The organism is Acinetobacter sp. WCHA39, assembly GCF_002165385.1.
Taxonomy (GTDB): Bacteria; Pseudomonadota; Gammaproteobacteria; order Pseudomonadales; family Moraxellaceae; genus Acinetobacter.
In genome coordinates, this window is sequence record NZ_NHRP01000043.1 from 1 (window position 1) to 19,898 (window position 19,898).

The 19,898-nt window shown below is 45.5% G+C and carries 19 protein-coding genes and 2 pseudogenes; 17 read left to right on the top strand and 4 right to left on the bottom strand.

Features of this window, described 5'->3' with window-relative positions; all coding sequences use genetic code 11:
* Positions 1 to 65: 65 nt before the first annotated feature.
* From CDG56_RS15005 to CDG56_RS17490, 4 genes and pseudogenes are all read left to right on the top strand, one after another.
* The gene (locus CDG56_RS15005) at positions 66 to 5,222 is read left to right on the top strand and encodes a DUF4011 domain-containing protein (protein WP_074163992.1); all 5,157 of its coding nucleotides are present in this window, start codon (positions 66 to 68) and stop codon (positions 5,220 to 5,222) included.
* Positions 5,223 to 5,435: 213 nt separating this feature from the next.
* Positions 5,436 to 5,537, top strand: a pseudogene (locus tag CDG56_RS17480) (TIGR02391 family protein); the annotation flags it as partial.
* Between the two features lie 3 nt (positions 5,538 to 5,540).
* Complete coding sequence (locus CDG56_RS17485; protein WP_228130596.1) at positions 5,541 to 5,636, top strand: TIGR02391 family protein; 96 nt, start codon at positions 5,541 to 5,543, stop codon at positions 5,634 to 5,636.
* 13 nt (positions 5,637 to 5,649) lie between these two features.
* Positions 5,650 to 6,417: a hypothetical protein gene (locus CDG56_RS17490; RefSeq protein WP_016165495.1), complete on the top strand. Its 768-nt coding sequence runs from the start codon at positions 5,650 to 5,652 to the stop codon at positions 6,415 to 6,417.
* 167 nt (positions 6,418 to 6,584) lie between these two features.
* Here the strand turns inward: CDG56_RS17490 and CDG56_RS17495 are convergent, their stop codons facing one another.
* The 3 genes from CDG56_RS17495 to CDG56_RS15025 form a co-directional block, all read right to left on the bottom strand.
* Positions 6,585 to 6,779, bottom strand: a complete 195-nt coding sequence (locus tag CDG56_RS17495; RefSeq protein WP_228130595.1) for a hypothetical protein — start codon at positions 6,777 to 6,779, stop codon at positions 6,585 to 6,587.
* Between the two features lie 83 nt (positions 6,780 to 6,862).
* Entirely contained in the window at positions 6,863 to 7,651 is a 789-nt protein-coding gene (locus CDG56_RS15020; RefSeq protein ID WP_016165493.1) for a hypothetical protein, read from the bottom strand.
* A 6-nt stretch (positions 7,652 to 7,657) separates the two neighbouring features.
* Positions 7,658 to 8,560: a WYL domain-containing protein gene (locus CDG56_RS15025; RefSeq protein WP_016165492.1), complete on the bottom strand. Its 903-nt coding sequence runs from the start codon at positions 8,558 to 8,560 to the stop codon at positions 7,658 to 7,660.
* 89 nt (positions 8,561 to 8,649) lie between these two features.
* Here CDG56_RS15025 and CDG56_RS15030 point away from each other — a divergent pair, with 89 nt between their 5' ends.
* The 12 genes and pseudogenes from CDG56_RS15030 to CDG56_RS15090 all read left to right on the top strand — a co-directional run bounded on the left by CDG56_RS15030 (position 8,650) and on the right by CDG56_RS15090 (position 18,652).
* Positions 8,650 to 9,843 (top strand): metallohydrolase, encoded by a 1,194-nt coding sequence (locus tag CDG56_RS15030; protein WP_087548320.1) that lies wholly within the window; start codon positions 8,650 to 8,652, stop codon positions 9,841 to 9,843.
* Positions 9,840 to 12,095, top strand: coding sequence for a ThiF family adenylyltransferase (locus CDG56_RS15035; protein WP_087548321.1), 2,256 nt, complete (start codon positions 9,840 to 9,842; stop codon positions 12,093 to 12,095). Before CDG56_RS15030 ends, CDG56_RS15035 begins: the two co-directional genes overlap by 4 nt.
* A 45-nt stretch (positions 12,096 to 12,140) precedes the next feature.
* Positions 12,141 to 13,211, top strand: coding sequence for a hypothetical protein (locus CDG56_RS15040; protein WP_016165489.1), 1,071 nt, complete (start codon positions 12,141 to 12,143; stop codon positions 13,209 to 13,211).
* Between the two features lie 401 nt (positions 13,212 to 13,612).
* Positions 13,613 to 14,169, top strand: a pseudogene (locus CDG56_RS15050) (DUF6685 family protein).
* Between the two features lie 264 nt (positions 14,170 to 14,433).
* Positions 14,434 to 14,784: a helix-turn-helix domain-containing protein gene (locus CDG56_RS15055; protein WP_016165486.1), complete on the top strand. Its 351-nt coding sequence runs from the start codon at positions 14,434 to 14,436 to the stop codon at positions 14,782 to 14,784.
* A 3-nt stretch (positions 14,785 to 14,787) separates the two neighbouring features.
* Positions 14,788 to 15,321 carry an ImmA/IrrE family metallo-endopeptidase gene (locus tag CDG56_RS15060; protein ID WP_016165485.1) on the top strand — a complete coding sequence of 178 codons (534 nt, stop codon included), beginning with the start codon at positions 14,788 to 14,790 and terminating at the stop codon, positions 15,319 to 15,321.
* Between the two features lie 155 nt (positions 15,322 to 15,476).
* Entirely contained in the window at positions 15,477 to 15,629 is a 153-nt protein-coding gene (locus CDG56_RS17130) for a hypothetical protein (RefSeq protein ID WP_016165484.1), read from the top strand.
* Between the two features lie 318 nt (positions 15,630 to 15,947).
* Entirely contained in the window at positions 15,948 to 16,193 is a 246-nt protein-coding gene (locus CDG56_RS15070; RefSeq protein WP_016165482.1) for a hypothetical protein, read from the top strand.
* Between the two features lie 7 nt (positions 16,194 to 16,200).
* Positions 16,201 to 16,452, top strand: coding sequence for a hypothetical protein (locus CDG56_RS15075; RefSeq protein WP_016165481.1), 252 nt, complete (start codon positions 16,201 to 16,203; stop codon positions 16,450 to 16,452).
* A gap of 33 nt (positions 16,453 to 16,485) precedes the next feature.
* Entirely contained in the window at positions 16,486 to 16,722 is a 237-nt protein-coding gene (locus CDG56_RS15080; RefSeq protein WP_016165480.1) for a hypothetical protein, read from the top strand.
* Between the two features lie 475 nt (positions 16,723 to 17,197).
* Positions 17,198 to 18,397, top strand: a complete 1,200-nt coding sequence (locus tag CDG56_RS15085; RefSeq protein ID WP_000059658.1) for a tyrosine-type recombinase/integrase — start codon at positions 17,198 to 17,200, stop codon at positions 18,395 to 18,397.
* 33 nt (positions 18,398 to 18,430) lie between these two features.
* Positions 18,431 to 18,652, top strand: coding sequence for a hypothetical protein (locus tag CDG56_RS15090; RefSeq protein ID WP_001986288.1), 222 nt, complete (start codon positions 18,431 to 18,433; stop codon positions 18,650 to 18,652).
* 252 nt (positions 18,653 to 18,904) lie between these two features.
* Here the strand turns inward: CDG56_RS15090 and CDG56_RS15095 are convergent, their stop codons facing one another.
* Positions 18,905 to 19,156 carry a hypothetical protein gene (locus CDG56_RS15095; RefSeq protein WP_004658363.1) on the bottom strand — a complete coding sequence of 84 codons (252 nt, stop codon included), beginning with the start codon at positions 19,154 to 19,156 and terminating at the stop codon, positions 18,905 to 18,907.
* 194 nt (positions 19,157 to 19,350) lie between these two features.
* On the opposite strand from CDG56_RS15095, the gene CDG56_RS15100 reads away from it, so the two are divergent.
* Positions 19,351 to 19,572, top strand: coding sequence for a helix-turn-helix domain-containing protein (locus tag CDG56_RS15100; protein ID WP_004658364.1), 222 nt, complete (start codon positions 19,351 to 19,353; stop codon positions 19,570 to 19,572).
* Positions 19,573 to 19,898: the final 326 nt, after the last annotated feature.

The window sequence follows — 19,898 nt, forward strand, 5'->3', positions numbered from 1 at the left end:
TCATGGTAAACACCTGTGTTGCCCCTAACAGCGTTGAGGGATAGTCTAAGCGTTTACACAGTTTTATTTACAGTCTCGAAAATAACCAACAACTTGATCCAAAATATTCATTGCAGGTTGATTGTGCTTCAGCTTTGAATTTTGTTTTACAGCAAAATTCAGTTCCTCTGATTCGACAAATCCTAATCTCTTCAACTGAAACGATTTCTGGTTCTCGAATCGTTATTCGTTCTAATCCTGATTATTTCAAAGAACACACTATCAATATTGCGAACTTGGAAGGCAATCAATTCTTGGCTCTTGATAAGCCAAAATTAGTTTTTGATATCAAACTATTGCAGGAGTTACCTGAGAATCTTAAAGGCAGTATTGAAATCCTTTGGTTGAATGAAAAGGAAGAGATACTGGCAGAGCAGCGGGCAGAGATTGATTTATTAACCATTGATACTTGGGGTGGGGAACGCCAACCCATAGAATTATTGGCGAGTTTTTCACAACCCAATGCTTCAGCACTCAGCCCAATTTTGGTTAAGGCCAGTGAAATTTTAAAAGCAAAAGAACTAGGTTCATTAAGTGGTTATCAAGAGCGAGATAGAGATTCTGTGCTATCTCAACTGAATGCCTTATGGGAGTCTTTATTACAACAAGATATTCATTATATTGTTAACCCAGCAAGCTTTGTTAAATCGGGCCAAAGAATACGTTTGGCAAAGCAGATTTTTGACGAGAAGTTAGCATGTTGTTTAGACACGACAATACTTTTAAGTGCCTTGGCTGAACAAATAGGCTTAGATACTTTACTTATTATTGAAGAAGGACATTCGTATCTTGGGGTTTGGTTAAATGAGACGCCAAATGTTGACTTGATCATTGATGATATTCAAGCATTAAGAAAGCGTTATGATTTGGGTGAAGTTGTTTTTATAGAAACAACGCTGCTCACACAACAAGTAAAGTTTGCATCCGCACTTGAAACAGCAAAACAGTACATTAAAGATGAATCCCGCCAGCATAAGTTCTATCTTGCGATTGATGTTCGCCAGTCCCGGTTGCGTGGCATTAAACCAATTTCCTCATATCAGGATAAGAAAAATCATCTGGATGAAACAGAAATTGAATGGGCGCCTGCATCTATTCCTGTATATGATGTTGAACGTCCTGTAGAAAGTAAAGCCACGCGGGTTGACCGCTGGTTGCGCCGTTTGCTTGATCTAAGTCTCCGTAACAAGCTCTTAAACTTTAAGGACAATCGTTACAGCATACCCTTACAATGTTCTGAGTTAACACTGGGGAAACTTGAAGATGCATTGGCGAACCAAGAGGGTTTCTTATTTAAGGGGATTGATAGCATCTCGCTAAAAGATGTCCAGCGTGACAATGAAAGCCAACATATCAATCAATATGTTGATGATAGCCTGTCCAGAAAACTATTGTTTAGTCCACTTGATACACCCTTACTGGAAAAGCGCCTAATTGAGGTTTACCGTGCCTCACGTACTGCTTTAGAAGAGGGAGGAGCGAATACACTATTTCTTGCTATTGGCTTTCTGGAATGGAAAGAGTCAGAGCGTTCAAAACGCACTTTTAAAGCGCCACTACTACTTATTCCTGTGCAGATCACCCGCGAGACCGCTAAAACAGGTTATCGCCTGTATATGTATGATGATGAGCCTCGCTTTAATTCAACTTTATTACAATTATTAAGACAGGATTTTGAACTAGATATTTCGGGTTTAAACCCTTTGCCGGCAGATGATTCTGGGATAGATGTTAACCAAGTCTTACATATTGTGCGTAAGGCTATTGTGAATATACCAGGATGGGAAGTTAAAGCTGAGGCTGCCATTGGTCAGTTCTCATTTTCAAAATATTTAATGTGGCTTGATTTGTCTACACGAATGGATCAACTTAAAAATCAATCTGTAGTAAATCATCTGATTGAATCACCACGAGAACCATTCATTAAACAGGATGATTTTCCGCAACCCGCTCAACTAGACCAACGATATCAACCTCAACAATTTTTTACACCGTTATCATCTGACTCGTCACAGTTAGCAGCAGTTATGTCCGCCGCATTAGGACGTACTTTTGTACTTTCTGGCCCTCCTGGGACAGGTAAGTCCCAGACCATTACAAATATGATTTCACAGTGTCTAGCAGATGGTAAATCTGTGTTGTTCGTTTCTGAAAAGATGGCAGCTTTAGAGGTTGTCTATCGTCGTTTGACACAGATTGGCTTGAGTGAGTTGTGCTTGCAGTTACATTCTTCCAAAGCGCAGAAAATGCAGGTTTTGGATCAACTGCGGGAAAGAGCACAGAAGAACAATGACCCATATTTTCTAAGTGCTCAGCTAAAGACAACAGAATGGCAAAAGTTGTCGGACAAATTAATCCAGTCTCGTGATGAACTGAATCAGCATGTAAATAATCTCCATACCGTACATGCGATCGGTTGGAGTCTGTATGCCGCAATGAGTGATGAACTTTGTTATCGGGATACACCACATCTACGTTTTCCTGAGATTGAAATTTCAACACTAACATCAGAAAAGCGTGAGTTGCTGAATAAGACGGTGACACAAGCAGTAAGCTTGCGTCAGCTAGTAAATGAAAATGCTAAAGACGTATTGGATGGATTTGCGGAGGGCTTGTCCGAACCTATCTGGAATCTGGCATGGCAGGAGCAATATCAACTATTACAGGACCAACTTGTAGGTCAGATACAACAATTACAAAAGTCTATTTCTGCTTGGCAACAGGTTTTTGGATTCAGTGAAAAGCAGAATCTGAGTCAGGTTAATCAGGATGTTGCGATTTTTAAAGCAATATCTAATCTGGTTCAGCAAACAGACTTAAAACTCTTAAATGCGATTAAAGATATCGATTTAAAAACCATTACCCAGACAAAACACTTAACGCAAGATCTTAAGCAACAGCGTTCTTCATTAGTAGGGAAATACCAATCTCAAATTTATCAAGCAGATTTAAGTCAAATTGGCTTTAAATGGCGTGAAGCAGAATCAAAAATGTTCCCATTTTCATGGTTTGCTAAATTCCAGCTGAGAAACTTAGTCAAAACTTATCAAGACTCAACTCAACGCCCAACAGCTTTGGCAGTTGCCCATGACTTACCAATCTTGCAGCATATCCAAAGCCAACAATTACAATTTACTGAATGTGAAAAACTGTTAGCGAGTAAGCTTGGTTCTTATTGGCAGGGTGAAGATAGCGCATGGCAAAGTTTTGAAGCTATTCACAATCAGTGGCAAGAAATTAAGCAGATAGTTGCGTTGTCAATTACTGATCAAGCAACTTTATTAAAAGCTGTAGAGTTTAGTAAAAATCATACTTTGGATGAGCTGACACAGAATATCGCTCAGGTGGAGAATACGTTTAGGCAATTGCTGAATGATCATGTCCTGAAGAGTGATACTGCGATTACCTCATATTCAGATATTGATTTTAATAAAATTATCGAAAGACAACAGCAGTTGCAGCAACACAGTTCATCTTGGAGACATTGGTTAAATTGGCAGGCTATAAAGAGCCAGTTGATTCAACATGGGTTAAAACCATTGGCATTTGAGCTTTTGAATGCCCCATTGAATGTGGATGATGCCCTAAAACGCCTGAATATTAATTTAGCGAGACACTGGATTACGCATCAATTTAGTCAGCATCCAGAGTTAAACCAATTTAACAGCCAACAACATGAACAGAAAATAATGTCCTTTGCCCAGCAGGATAAAGAACACCAACTTTCTGCAAGTCAGGAAATTATTCACCGTTGGAATAATATTTTTATAGAACAAAACCACTACAAAGGGCAATGGACTGTTCTTAACAAAGAGTTGGGTAAGAAACGCCGTCATATTCCTGTACGAGAGTTGATGCGTCAAATTCCTGATGTTTTAGTTGGCTTGAAACCATGTTTATTAATGAGTCCATTATCAGTTGCCCAATATCTGGACACAGAAGCAAAATTTGATGTAGTAATTTTTGATGAAGCATCACAGATTCCTGTATGGGATGCAATTGGTGCATTAGCGAGAGGTAAACAGTCAATCGTGGTGGGTGACAATAAACAAATGCCACCAACCAGTTTCTTCGGTAAAGGCGATTCTGAAGAAGAGGTTGATGAGGAGGTGACTGAAGATCTGGAGAGTATTTTGGATGAATGTCTTGCTGCTCAGTTACCAGAATTAGCTTTGAATTGGCATTACCGTAGTCGTTATGAAAGTCTCATTCAATTTAGTAATCAGAAATACTACAAAGGTGGTTTATTTACTTTCCCTGCACCTGTTGCTAAGGATACAGCTGTAAAACTACATGTGGTTGAGGGTGTATACGACAAAGGTGATACACGTACCAATAGTAATGAAGCAAAGGCAATTGTTGAATTTATTATTCAGCATTTACAGTCACAGTTAGGGCAAGAGAATCCTTTGACTTTAGGTGTGGTCACTTTCAATATGACTCAGCAGAAGTTGATTGAAGATTTGCTGGATAATGAATTGGCTAATCACCCTGAGTTAGAGACATTGAGTAAGTCAGGCATTGAACCTTTATTTGTTAAGAATTTAGAAAATGTGCAAGGAGATGAACGTGATATTATCGTTTTCTCAATTACTTACGCAGAAGACCGTGATGGTCGATTATCTATGAACTTTGGCGCGCTTAATCGTCAAGGTGGTCAGCGCCGTCTAAATGTAGCAATTACTCGCGCTCGTCAAGGATTACATGTTTTCTCTGCTTTGAGTCCTGAAGAAATTAATTTGGCACGCACTAATAGTGAGGGTGTAAGGGATTTAAAAGACTTCTTAGTTTTTGCTCGTAGTGGTCAGTTGCATTTAAATTATGCTGACCAAAGTAAACAGCAGGCTAAAAAAGAATTCCTACAGTACCTACAAACTAAGTTGCAAGAACAAGGCTGGAGTGTGGACCTTGGTATAGGTCAGGGAGATAGTTGTGTAGATATAGCAATTAAGGATAATTTGAATTCAGGTAGTTATCTTGCAGGTATTATAGTAGATGGTGAAAACTACGCTAAAGCAGCTACAGCAAGAGACCGTGATCAGCTCAGACCAACAGTATTAAATGGGTTAGGCTGGCAGGTATTATCAGTGTGGACAGTTGATTGGTGGCTGGATCCAGAGCAGAACTTAGCTAAATTGGTAAAAGAATTGGATGAGATCAAAATTAATCAACAGGTTGCTTAAATTGTCTGAAACCTTAGGGATGAAAAGCATGCTTTAAATCAACTCATTGACTTGGGTTGCATGGTCCATGCGAGTCGTAAATTCTATGAACTATATGTGACGGGGAAAAGTCAGATCAATGAACAGGCATTTTTAAGGGTCATCAGATTAAGTGCATTTTGATAATGAATAAAGCGCCGTTTGGCGCTTTATTCATCCTAGGGACCGCTCACCACCGAGTCCGAGAAGAGCGAGCAAAAAGGCTTTGCCAACCTGCTGATCGGCCTGTTCGGCGCCGTGCGCAATCCGCTGACTCATGCGCCCAAGGCGAATTAGCCCATGTCCGAACAGGATTCACTGGACATCCTGACGCTGGTATCGCTGATTCACCGCAAGCTGGATGGCACCACGAAATTAGCGGCCGTATCGCCATAAGGGAAAGACAAGAATGGACGAGGCGATCGTAGTCTTCTCTCGGAAAGGGATTTTCCAGACTACGATTGCCGCGCGTGACGTTCGCAGCCGGGAACATGCACGCAAGCTGTGGCCCCTGGTGTCTCCCGGCGCATCACGGCAGATGGTGACATGGGTCAGCCCCTCCTTTGAGAGCGGGAAGTTGCGTCGGAGATCCCACTTCCGCGTGCTTCCTGCCCAACACACCTTTAATCCGAAAGCGCACTTCGACGATGAAGAAGCCAGCCGGTGGCGCGCTGTGCAGGAAAGCCCCGAACACCGACAGGCGAAAGAACTTGTCGCTGCCGAACTCTCCCGACGCTTGAATGCCGGGCTTGCGATGCCGTGGGCGTTCAAAGATACGGATGCGTCGGACTATGCGCTGGAAGGCAACTTGTTGCTGGGTGCCGACCGGGTGGCAACCGAGCATCCTCTGGAGACGCCATTCGGCAGCAAATTCCGGCTCGACGTTGCCGTGCTCGGGCCGCCGGTTCAGGTCGAGCCGATGGTGCTTGGCGGCGTTGAAATCGAACTCAGCCACGCCTTCGACGGCCGCAAGGCGCTGATCGGGAAGTCGCTCGGATTTCCGTTGATCTCCATCGACATCACGGAGATGATGCTGGACGAACTCACGCCTGAGTGGGCACAGCGGGTACTGACCACAACCACGCGGAGCCACGAGCAAGGACGCCGGCAGACCTACATCTATCTCCACGACCTGCTGTACCACCTCTACGCGCAATTGCCAACGATGAGACGCTGAACAAGCTGGTGCGCTGGATGAACCTGCTCGCGGAGAAGCTAGAGTACCCGAAGGGTACGGTCGCCGTTGCCTTGGTCAATGGAAAGAACTAACAGTCGCGCAAGATGCTGGAACGCGCGGGACAAGTCGTTGGCCCCGACTGGAGTGAATTCAATGACCAGCGCTGCTTAGGGCTGACCTTGCCGCGCCCCAAAGGCCCAGCCGATCTCCAAGCCCATCGCTTCCACATGACGATGGCGCGCATCCTGCTGTCGCACACTGATGCGCACGTTAGCTACAAATACTGCAACTGCGTGGACAACAACCACCCCGAAGAAGACGTGTGGGTGGCGCATCGCTGGATTGCCGACCTGAAAACCCATACCCGGCACCGCGTATTGCCGGAGTCACCTTGCGGGCAAACACTACAACGGAGCCAGGCGCCTGTTTGCTTGTTGGACAGTTCTCAGTCCGTCGTCGGTTTTGGTGCTCTTTTCCGCGGAGCCGAAGAAGGCAAAGACGGCAAGCACTCGAATAGGCGTTCTGCATAGACGAACCCCATCCGCCTGACTGCGCTCTGATCGAAATACAGTAGCCAAGCGGCCAGTAACGCCAGCGAAATGAGCAGCGTTAGGCCAGCAGCCAGCCCCGGATCAGCAAAATGCACAGGGTCAAAATGTGGAGGCGCAACCTGCAAGATTTTTGCAATCAGCAATCCATAAAGGATACCCAAGAGGCACGACAAAATGCCAACAGGTTTCATCGCTAACATATTGCGATGGAATCCGTATGCAATATTCTCTTTGAGTAGGAGCTGCTTGTTGGAACGGGTGAGTTCACGAAGTCGCTTGGTTGCCCCAATGTAGGTATCGTCCGCCTTGTCCTGATCTGCTGATTCCTCCTCTGCGTTCGGCATGGCAATACCCAGCTTAGCTGTAATCGCGGTGTGATATCGCTGCTTGCTGACGCTATCCAGAAATTTGTCGCGATGGCGCAGGGCTATGGTTGTTGGCATTCCGCCCCATTTTTTCACTAGGGATTCTTCCAACTTTTTTCCCCGCCCACGGGCTACGCTTGCGAGTGCATAAATGGCACCGCAGCCACCCAGCAGTCCAATCACGCCTGTAAGTACCGGGTGCTTTGCGCCGTAGACACACAACAAGGGAACGAGCAGCGGCAAAGCTACAAGAAGTCCTGGAATTACGCGCGCCTTGCGCTCGTAGGGGTCTTTGACCAGTTCAAAAATATTCGTCATAGGTGCTTAGCTTTGGGCCGACAAGGCATCAATATAGGGTTGAATTTCATCGCGGTTTTTCAAAGTGATCTGCTGCGCGAGGGGGTCGGGTGCTTCCTTGGTATGCAAGCCCAAACGCCTCAGTGTGTAGTACAGAAACGCTTGGCGGCATGGAAGTTTGACCTGTCCACCCTCCATTCCATAGTCCAACTCCAGGACTCGTTTCTTGGCAGCGGGTAAATCGGGATGCGGTGCAAGCACCAGCGTCAATACAGTTTGCCAATGCGAATCCTGGCTGGCGTCCACTTGGCTCGCCTCGAAGCCATCGATGCGCAGGATTCGGGCGAGGACGAAATCGCTGAAGCGCTGGCGCTTATGGCAAAACGCGCGCATGTGCCAGCGAAAACCGTCGTTGCCCAGAGCGTGCGGCGACAGCAGACGAACCGATTCGTCCAAGGACGTCATGGACTGGTAGCTCACCCAAATGGCTTCCTGCTGCCGAATTGCCCGGACCACTGCTTCGACGGTTTGTTCATTGATGGTGCGCCAAGGGGACGGTGCCCAATCTGCCTCAGGCGCTGAGCCAATAAAGCTGGACGCTGGTTCGATGACGCCCATCTTGGTGGCCAGCAGCTCCGCTAGATAGTGTTGCACCGAACTTCGCTGGTAAAGCGGGTGAAAACTCGGTGCTGCCGTGTAAGTCTTGGAACTGCGGTCATAAATCAGGTTGTTCGGCGCTAACTCCGTGTACTTGGCAATGTCCAGTGAGGCCTGGGGAATCGATATGCCGAAGTGCTCGGTGAGATCCATTCGATTGATGCGCCGCTCCCAGCGCAAACGGAAATCGATGAATTGAAGTCTGCTCTCTAACCCCCAGCTTAGCCCTTTGGGCTCAGCGGGATCGGCGGCAGTTACAGGAGGCTCTTGCATTATTTGCGCCTAATAAGTAGACGGATATAAAAAATAGTCGTACATTAACTATACGCGATCATCCTTCGGTCGTCTACCCGGAGACCTCAATGCCCACAACCATCACCTTTTTCCCCGTCGACAACGGGGACATGACACTCATCAAGTTCGGCGATCTTGACGCGACGACCCTGCTGATCGACGTAAACATCAGACAAGATGCCGATGATCCTGGGAAGGACGTGCGCGATGTCGCCAAGGATCTGCGCGAACGACTGAAAAAAGACGAGAACGGCAGGCCATATGTCGATGCCTTTTTGTTGAGCCACCCGGACCAGGATCATTGCCGTGGGCTGACGCGGCATTTCTACCTGGGACCGCTGGACAAGTACCCGGATGACAAGAAGGACGACAAGGACAAGAAAATCGTGATCCGGGAGATGTGGTCGTCTCCCATCGTGTTTCGACGCGCAAGCAAGACGCACACTTTGAGCGACGACGCCAAGGTATTCAACACGGAGGCGCGTCGGCGGATACAACTGAACCGCGACAAGAACTTCGCCGTCGGAAACGGCGACCGCATCCAGATCATGGGCGAGGACATCGATGGAAAAACCGATGATCTCACCTCGATTGTGCGGAAGGTGGACACGCGCTTCTCGACGATCAACGGCAAGAGTTCCGCATTCTTCTCTGCGTTTCTTTTGGCCCCCCTGGATGCCCAGGACGACGAAGAAGAGGAAGAGTGCCTGGTCAAGAACCAGTCCAGCGTGATCCTGAACATCACGTTAGCCGCTGATGCTCAGACGCCGGATGGCGCAAAGTTCCTTACTGGTGGCGATGCTGAGGTGTTCATCTGGAACCGCCAGTGGCAGCGCCACGAGACCGAAGCCGATGTACTTGAGTACGACATCATGCAGGCACCGCATCACTGTTCTTGGCATTCGCTGTCCTATGACAGTTGGTCCGACTACGGCGAGAAGGCCAAACTCGATGCCGATGCCCGCAAGGCGCTTTCGCAGACCCGTGACGGCGCCGTCATCGTCGCCAGTTGCAAGCCGATTGCAGACGACGACAGTGATCCACCCTGCATCCGCGCAAAGCGTGAGTACGTGGTGATCGTAGACGAAGCAAAGGGCGAGTTCTATTGCACGGGCGAGTACCCGAGCGAGAAATCCTTGGAGCCCCTCGTTTTCACCGTCACCGCTCAGGGAGTGCAGCCGCCCTCGAAGAAGGAGTCCGGATCGAAGGCCGCTGCCGTGATCACCTCCGCGCGCACTCCGATGCCGCACGGGGCATCATGACGGGCGCCATCGCTGACGCACTACATCAACTTCAGCGGCATCGGGGCCTGATTCGCGTTGGCGAGCCCAAGGCAAGCGGTGCATCGACGCAAATAGAAGTCGATGTTGCCGTCCAACTGCCAAACAGGTCACGGCGTAACGGCGTCTCCGAAACCGGAGTGCGCGCTGTCGAGACATGCGTGCTGGTATTCGGCAGTGATTGGGCCCTGTCCGCGCCCAAGCCTTTCTTGCGTGCGGACTTTCCGCTCAATTTGCCGCACATCAACCCCCATCGCGAAGGTGAGCTGGTCTCGCCTTGCCTGTTCGAGGGGTCCTTGGACGAACTGCTGCATCGGTTTGGTCTAGACGCCATTGTCGATCAGTTGGTCGATTGGCTGCACAAGGCTGCGGCCGGAACATTGCTGGACTTGGAACAGGGGTGGGAGCCGACGCGCCGAGACAGTTGTCCTTCGACCATTGTATTCAGTGCCGAAAAGGTTGCGGCCTCCGCACCTGCTGACGGCACGATTCTGGTAGTTCCCGCAGGCTACGTGACGATTGATGGCGGGCTATACGCCATCCTCAATGCCGAACTGACCGCACAAATCGATGCAGTGTTCGTCCATGATGTTCACAACGACAAATTGGGCAAGTGGGGAAATGGCCATACTGCGGCCTTCATTGCGCGGGCTCCAATGACCGACGGCCACCCGCACATGGTCGGACGCTACCAACCGGAGACGGTTGTCGATCTCGCGACGCTGCTTGATCTAGCAGCGGAACTTGGCATTGATCGCGACGCGTTGGCCCAAGGCTTGGATGGTTATTACGGACGCTCGATCCTGGATATGCAGCAGGACTCGCGCGGCTGGGTGCATGGCTTGTACGCGATTGTAATTCTGACGGTACAACGGCCAGCGTCGCTTGTGGGTTCACCAGGGAGAAGTGTCGAGGTATTGCCCTACGCGGTGCGCTATGAACTCAACGCTAAAGCGCTCCTGGAGCGAAACGCCACGGTTCACCCAGCCTTTCACGCGCATGCGTTGTCTCCTGAGTTGCTAGCAAGGACATCCGGCATTCCACCAGCAGCCACATCGCAGCCGCTAGTCATACTCGGCTGCGGAAGTGTGGGATCGAAAATCGCGATGCAACTGGGGCGAGCAGGTTTCGGCTCAATGACTTTCGTCGACAACGAGTCCATGTCACCTCATAACGCGGCACGGCATGCACTCATTGAGCGGACATCGGTACTGGTCCCACCTCGGAAGTCGGCGCGGATGAAGACGGCCTTTGAGGAGCTGTCGCATCTTCAATCGCGCGCGTTCGACACCGACGCCGTGACCCTTCTGGTCGATCCGGCACAGTTCGCCACAGTCATTCCGCAGGATGCGGCTCTCATCGTGGATGCGACGGCCTCACTTCAGGTGCTGGCCGCAGAAACACAATCAGCAGTACTGAACCAGTCTCCTGCCCGCCTGGTACGGATCGCGATGTATGGTCAGGGCCGCTGTGTCGCGGTTTTGCTTGAAGGACCTAGTCGCGCCGGTCGGGTTGACGACCTCACGGCATTCTTGTTCGAGTGCTGTCGGTTTGTGCCGGAACTGCGGGCATCGATTGCTGGGGATACGTCGGAGCCGACGCGCATTTTTGTGGGCGACAACTGCCGTTCACTGACGATGCCAATGTCTGATGCCGTTGTTTCGCGTTCTTCGTCACTGGCCGGTCTGCAACTGGAACGCTGGCTCGTTGGCGGGCTTCCGAAGGAGGCGATGCTTTGCACCGGGATCTCGGATGCCGAAGGCCTCGGCATGGCATGGACCCGCGCCAGTCTTGGCCCGACCACTGTGCTCGACGTAGCTGATGATGGTGGCTGGAACATTCGGATTCTGCACCCAGTCGTGCAAGCGATCCATGCCGATGCGCTGCACTGGGGCGCTCTGGAAACAGGCGGAGCCTTGGTCGGCCGCATCTCGTTTGAAAATCGAACCATCACCATTGCGGGCATCGTGGACGCGCCGCCTGACAGCATTCGAGAGGCCGCCTGCTTCGTCCTCGGAACGGATGGACTTGTTCAGAATTTGCGTGCGGCAAATGGAGCCTCTTTAGGGTATCTCACCTTCATCGGAACTTGGCACAGCCACCCGAAAGGCGGCCCACACTCGGGCATAGACCGAAACACATTGCGCAACATCGCCGAGGATGCTGGTGGTCTTCCCGCCGTGTCGTTGGTATGGACTCCGACAGGACCCACATGTGCGGTGGATCGCTGGTAGGGGTAAAGCCACCAGCACTTTATTGGCATAAAACAAGAGGGATGTATGGCTGACTACTTCGAGATCGATTTTCTTGGCGTCGAAACAGCAAAAAGCGGAGATGCGATCACGCTTCGCTATTCTGTGAATGGCACTGAGGGCGTGCACGTCGTTGACGGAGGATATCTGGATACGGGAGATCAGATTGTCGAGCACCTGAAGACCTACTACGGAACAACAGTCATCGACCATGTGATTCTCACGCACCCTGATCGCGATCACGCAAATGGTTTGCGAAAAGTTCTAGAGCAGTGCACGGTCAGAAATCTTTGGATCAACAGGCCGTGGATCTATGCAGATCAGTTGATTGATCGATTCGAGACCTATGAATCGGTTGAGGCGCTGAGACGGAAGTTGCGCTCCATCTACGATGCCACGGCAATTCTTGAGGATCTGGCGGTAGAAAAGGGAATTCCAATCCATGCCCCCCTTCAGGGGCAGAGCATCGGCCCCTTCACTGTGATGGCACCAACCCTGGGGCGCTATTTCGACCTGATTGTGGACTCCACGAAGACACCGGAGGCTGTTGAAGAAAGTGCTTTGGACAGCGCGTTGAGCGGCATATTCCGGGCAATGAAGGCCGCGACCGCCTACATCAAATCCCTGTGGGGCGAGGAGTATTTTCCGCCTGAGCCTACCAGTCGTGAAAATGAAATGAGTGTGGTCCAGTCGGCTGTCCTGAACGGTCATCGTGTCATGCTTACTGGCGATGCCGGGCGTGAGGCGCTGCAAGAGGTTATTGACTACGCGCCATTTGCCGGACTCGCGTTGCCAGGCATTCGGTATTTTCAGGTGCCCCACCATGGCGGGCGGCACAATGTCTCGACTGAAATTCTGGACCAACTGGTTGGTTCACGGTTGGACAGTATGCCGATCCAGCATACCTGGAATGCCATTTGCAGTTCTGCCAAAGCCGATGAGGATCACCCGCGGAAGTCCGTAATTCGCGCTGTATTACACCGGGGTGGGCACTGGGCGGCAACCGAAAGCAAGAATCTCCGCATCGGGGCGGGCATTACCCGCGATGGTTGGGTATCAATTCCTCAAGCGGAGTACCCCGAAGAACAAGAGAGTTGAGTCTATGAATGCGATGTCGCTCTCTGAGTTACCAACTTCAGTGCTCGAACTCCACACATGGCCGTGGTGGCGAAGATATTGGAATCGACCGCCGGAACTGGTTCGGAAGCGGTGTGAAGCTTGGTGTGAACTATTGGAGCTTAGGGAGGCGGCAGGAAAAGGCGTGCGCCTCAACACCCCAAAATCGAAGATTTTTGATGACTCACGCCGTCGATGGAGCATCCTGGATAAACTCGACCGTGGCAACTTTACTTTGCGGAGTCGCTTTCCGGTCTCAGCCTGGGGCGCTAAGGAGGATTTTCCAAAGTCCACATGGATCGCTAGTGCAAGTGACGATGGCGCCTCACTTTGAATGCGACGCAAGCGATATAGAGGGCATCTCCTCAAGTAAGTCAGCAGGCATGCCGCACGAAAATGTGGATGTCTTTGGTGCCTACTATATTGATGAGCAGAATCGATATGCCAGAAAAGGAAAGCCCTCGCTCTGACTGGATGATGCGAGCTTAAAAGAGCTTTGTTCACATGGCGAAATCCGGCTAATGCACGGACGTGGCTCCGACACGTTTAGCGTGCGAGCTTGGGATGGCCGTTTTTCCTTGATAACAGTGGCGGATCTCACCATCTTGCGGGCGCCGTGCATGTCGCCACGCGCATTGGCGCGAGCATTCACCACGCCTCGAAACTCTATCTCTACCAGCTCAACCATTTGACTGTGCAATGGCTGCTCGATGGATTTCATCTGGTATTGCTCCCCAGGTATTTGGATGGACAGATGCTATGGACTGTGAAGAGCTTGGTAGGTTCTGGTTCGAACATGGAGTTCCCACCTGTACTGGGCGAAGGTTCGCTTTTGGCGTTCCCTCGGGGTTCGCAAATCGCCGAGTGCGTGATGGCAGAACTATTGAGTCAGGGGCACCACGATTTAGGCAATGATTTAAGGGAGGCACTGGCTGCGTAACAGCAGTTCTTGACTGAATCGACGACTCCATGGACAAAGCAATTTTCATCTCCAATCTGCTGACAAGGATGTCTATGAATCACAGATAGTTGGATTTCATGGCACAGTATCTATTCTTAGTAGTAATATTAAAAAATTAACCTTTAGGTTGAATATTTAATCCAATATGTTGAATAAAAGATAAAGTTAATATAAGATTGGTTAATACTGTAAAAAGTATTTACTCTTTCAATAATGAATGAGTAACGCAATAGGGTTACGAAAATGTCTAAACTAACAGATTTTGGAAAAGCGATTAGGAAACTTAGGATTGATTATGATACCAATCTTAATGAACTAGCGACTTCAATTGGCGTTAGTTCAGCTTTCTTATCAGCTGTGGAAACAGGAAAAAAGCCAATAAGTGCTGAATTAATTACAAAAATTACAAACGCATTAGGTTTAAGTAAAGCAGAGGAAAATTTGCTTACACATGCTGCTAGTCAAAGTGTTGATAATGTTACTGTTCGAACAAATAGCCCAGAAGAAGCAGAAATTGCTTTGATGTTTGCTAGACGAATTCAAGACGATACTTTGAATATGGCGCAACTTAGAAAAATTCTTGAGGAGAATTGATATATGACATCTGGATGTATGCCTAGAGGTGTTAAAGTCGCGCCTTTAAGTAAACAAAGCATAAAACAAAAAGCACTCATTATTCGTGACAAGATTTTTAAACTGTCACTAAATCAGTCAATAGATTTAAGTCGAGGCTTAGAACATCGATTGCATGAATTAGGTGTCATTTTAGAAGTCTGGGAAATTGAGGATATGCCTGATGTTGAGGCTTTAACTAATCCAGATGCTATGACTATTATTCTTCGTGCAGATACTTATGATGCTTTATGCGATGTATCTGATCCAAAACATTGCCGTGCGCGATTTACTGTAGCACATGAAATAGGGCACTTAATTCTTCATGAGGGTTTTGCCTTAGCACGTGGTGCAGTCAGGCATAAACATTATGAAGATTCTGAATGGCAAGCTGATACGTTTGCGGCAGAGTTACTGATGCCAACACAAGCATGTATTAATTTGTCTATTGAAGACATTCAAGAAAAATTCAAAGTTGGTTATAAAGCGGCTAGAAATAAATTTAGTTCTTTAAAATGAAAAAACTGATATGAAAGCTATCTTTCATATCAGTTTCGGATAGTACACCCAAGGGCTATTCGGCTTACTCAGATGACTACTATAAAGCGTGAGAACTTCATTGTAGATCATTTAAGTCAGCTTTTCAAATCTCCTTGGGAGAGGAGGTGAGCTATGTGCTTAAGAAATTAGGTACTCAAGAACCGCCGAAAGGCATGAAATGGATCTTTTGTAGATTCCGTAAAGTACGAGGCAATTCTGGCAAGGTGTTAGATGCGCATGAGTATGGTTATGAGGCATGGGCTTTTTTAGTTCCATGTGCAACTTAAGTGATCTGGTGCACAGGCATTCGTGCTTGTGTGCTTTCTAAAATTAACAATGGAGTATTAAATATGTCTAATTACTTAATCAATCACAAAAATTGCCCTGAATGTGGTGGGCGTATCAAAGGTTATTATTATTACTGTGGCCGTTGTGGGAATCAGGATGTCGTAAATTGGAAATTTACAGGCATATTCCTGATGATTGCAGGTGCTATTTTCTTTCTTGTTATGTATTTCTCAACAAAAAAAATCTGTGAAAATACCTTTTTCTCGCAAGCTATATTCTGCAATTTTTTTTAAATAATTTATAGGTTGAGTATTAACATGTTTGAAGGATTCATACCTAATTATTCATGTTTATTGCATGCTAGAGATCTTGAAGGAAATATAATCGAAATCCATTTTTTTTCGAAATATACGCCAGAGCAAGCAATTGAAAAAAGCAAAGATTATTGGACTTATGATCTTATAAGGTTTATAGATTTTCCGACTCCTCAAAGATTTGAGTGGGGGAAAAAGACTATAGTCCATCCATTGGATAAAAAAGAATATACTGTTATATATAAGTAGGTTAGGAATGAAAGTTAAAGATTTAATTGAAAAATTAGAAAAGTTTGATCCTGAATTAGAGGTTTTAATTGCCAATGAGGATGATGAGATCATTGGCCTAAACAACATGGTACGATTCTTTGATGTCAGTCATGTTTCTTCTGTTCATGCGGAAACACGAAGAAATGATGTAGAAAGGAATGTTGAATTTACATTCGTAGGAATGCCAACTAAACATTCTAGAGAGTTTATTTTCATTGATGTCGTTTCACAATTTTAGAATTTTTTTTTGAAATTACTTATAGAAGATTGTATGAACAATAATTGTGAAAAATGTACTGTTTTATCTATAGATAGTATGCCGTTAGGCTGGAATACAATAGTAAAAGAAGATTGGGTTGACGATCTAAGTGGCGGTACGGAATGGAAGCAATTTGAGTGTATCCATTGCAAATCTATTCATAATATTAAGTATCGTGATGTGGGTGCTAGTCGCTCACGTTGGTTTTTCAAAAATGAATTGCCAAAATACTTAGGATTTAATGATTAAATTCATGCAAAAATCTGAAAGAAAAAAGCGCCGTTGGGTGCTTTTTTTAATTGTTCAAACCCTTCCTATGATCCTAGACACCTAATTTCAGGGCGATTGCAGCTACAGACTTGTGTGAGGTTGAAAGTGCATAATCAATTGCTTGCTTTTTAAATTCTGGACTAAAGCCTTTAGCCATTTTTACATCTATAAAGTTAACGTTACGTTATCTTTAGAAGTAAGCATTGTCCATATGGGCTGGGCTAGGATCAGTATAAGACTTATTTAACATTGATCACAGATAAGTAAGTTGTTGGGAAATTAAATTAGAGGTGGTACTCATGATGGTTACTAAAACTAAAATATTTTCAATAATAAACATATAAAACAATATATTACAAATATATATGATGCGTAACATACGCATCATATATATTTTCTTCTATTTTGATATAATGGATCTCGTCAATCCGCTGATAGGTTTCATTTAAATTTCATGAGTCTTACTGAAATTAAAGTTCGCCAAGCTCATTGCAAGGAAAAAACTTGTTTTTTATCCGATGAAGATGGACTTAGCCTGAAGATTGAGCCGACTGGAAGAAAATCTTGGTGCTATCGCTATACAGATCCACAAACAAAAAAACGTCGCCGCATTCAGTTGGGGCTTTATCCTGATTTATCGCTGAAAAAGGCACGACAAGTCAAAGATGACTTTAAAGACAATAATTATTGTTTTGAGCATGATACTGTCTCTAATGTCATCACCTTTCGTAAGGTAGGGGAGGAGTGGCTGCAGTTCAAACTGAAAAATGCATTTAATGATTCACCCCGCTGCGGTGTACTACAGTTAGCAGAAAGATGTTTACAGCAAGATATTTATCCAGACCTTCAGGATTTACCTTTTCAAAACATCAAGCGTTATGACCTGGTTTCAGTAATCAAAAAAATAGAGGGACGCCAAGTAAAAGAACCTGTCAAGAAAGCTTGTAGTTATTTGAACCAAATTTATGACTACGCTGTAGCGATGGGTTATTGTGAATTCAACATCGCGCATGGTTTAAATAAAATCGCCATTAACAGTAAAATCAAGAAGAATTATCCGTATTTGAAAGCGGAGGATATATCAGATTTTAAGAAAAATTTATTAAAATTGGATGCCCATCCGATTATTAAAAAAGCACTGCTGTTCAAATTACATACTGGCGTGCGAGGGGCTGAATTGTTATTGGCTGAGCCTCATCATTTTGATTTAAATGAAAAAATCTGGAAAATACCTGCCTTGCATATTAAACAGTTTCGACGAAAAGTCATATTAGGCCATGAGATTCCCGACTTCTTAGTTCCACTTTCAGATCAGGCTTTAGATATTTTAAAAGACGTCATGCAATGGTCATACGGTGAAAAGTACATTTTTGCTAGCCCACGGAAACATAATCAACCGATTCATTTTAATACATTAAATATGGCTATACGTAAGATGGGCTATGGAAAACATCAATTATCCTCTCATGGACTACGTTCCACTTTTAGTACCATTTTGAATGACTCAGGTTTGTTCCAGGATAACTGGATTGAGGCACAACTTTCACATATTGATAAGAACCGTACCCGTGCCAGCTATAATCACGCTGACTATTTAGCCCAGCGGACTGAAATGATGCAGTGGTGGGGTGATTATTTAAGTACTGCTAAGTGAAAATCGTACTTTTATACATAGACTTAAAACATTATGGGGTTTCAAATGGATAGTAAACAATATACTTGCCGTGTTACATGGTCAGCAGAATATAATGAGTATGTTGGGTTGTGTGCTGAGTTTCCATCATTGTCTTGGCTTGATGCGGATCAGTCTAAAGCATTCTCAGGAATAGAGGAGCTCGTTGCTGATGTTGTCGCTGATATGATTAGCAATAATGAAAAAGTTCCTACACCACTCTCCGGGAAAATATAGTAGGCAGTTTGTTGTCCTTGTTCTCAGTGGTTCAACAAAAACTAGCCCTCGAAGCCGCAGAACGTGGCGTGGACATAAATTGTTTAGTATCAGTAAAAAGAGCGATGTAATTTTAGTACGAGTGAGTGATAGAGCAGGAACCTATGCTTCATATATTCAGTAAATGGTATGTTTTTGAATTAATAGGTATTTTTAAATAAAGCTTTCTTTGATTTAGTGCTTTTTATTTAATAAATTAATTTTAAAAACAACTTAGGCTAATTGATAAACACTATCTGGAAAGATTAAAAGAAAATATTTTTTAATTTCTGCTAATTCATTTAAGGCAGGTTCCCTTTCAAGCAGTTGAAATGTCCAAATAAGTACAGCCTGATGATTATCATAGCAAGTATTTACTCCAAGAAAATTAGCCATTCCATAACTTCTATTGATGTTCATTTCTTTAATTAATTGATTTCCTAAGTCACGAGCTTGCTGGCTGATCAATAACTCATTTGGTAACACGGCGGTCATCTCCACAAAATAATCTAATGCAGGTTCAATCCTTATATTTAAAAAGTTATAATTTAGTTGAAATGGATAAAATATACTTTCTATAAGTTGTAATAACCTGCTGTAGGTTAATTTTAGCAAAGTATTACTCAGTCAACAACTTCAAATAACCCACAGCAAGTTATTTTTTGTAAATTAATTTAAATATGATTACTTGTAAGTTATCTAGCCTCATGGGCGATAGAAAAATTTTAAAATTAAGTGAAGTGGTGCATGCAACAGGTATCAATCGCAACACGCTCACAAGTATGTATTATGACCGTGCTGTACGTATTGAATTACCAGTCGCCGATAAGTTGTGTAAGTACTTTAACTGTACGATGAATGATTTGTTTGAGTTTAAGGAAGAAGTTGAAGAAAAAGATTAACTTAATACTTCGTTTGATAAGTTTTTCGAAGAAAAAGACTAGCCAATACTTAGTTTGATAAGTTTTCCCTACAGGTCTAATACTGAATTTTATAAAGCTTCATCGAAAACATATATTTACTTTATTATTTATATAAAGGAATCAATCGAATGATAGAGGTATTTTTCTTATACCTTAATTAATCTGAATCGCGGATAAGAAATTAACAGAGATGGATCCGGAAATTTGAACAACTGCTATAAGTGATATTCTGCTCCTCAAATGATGTTATAAACATCAATATATGGAGTATTTTATGGCACGTAGACCAAGAAGAAATCATTCAA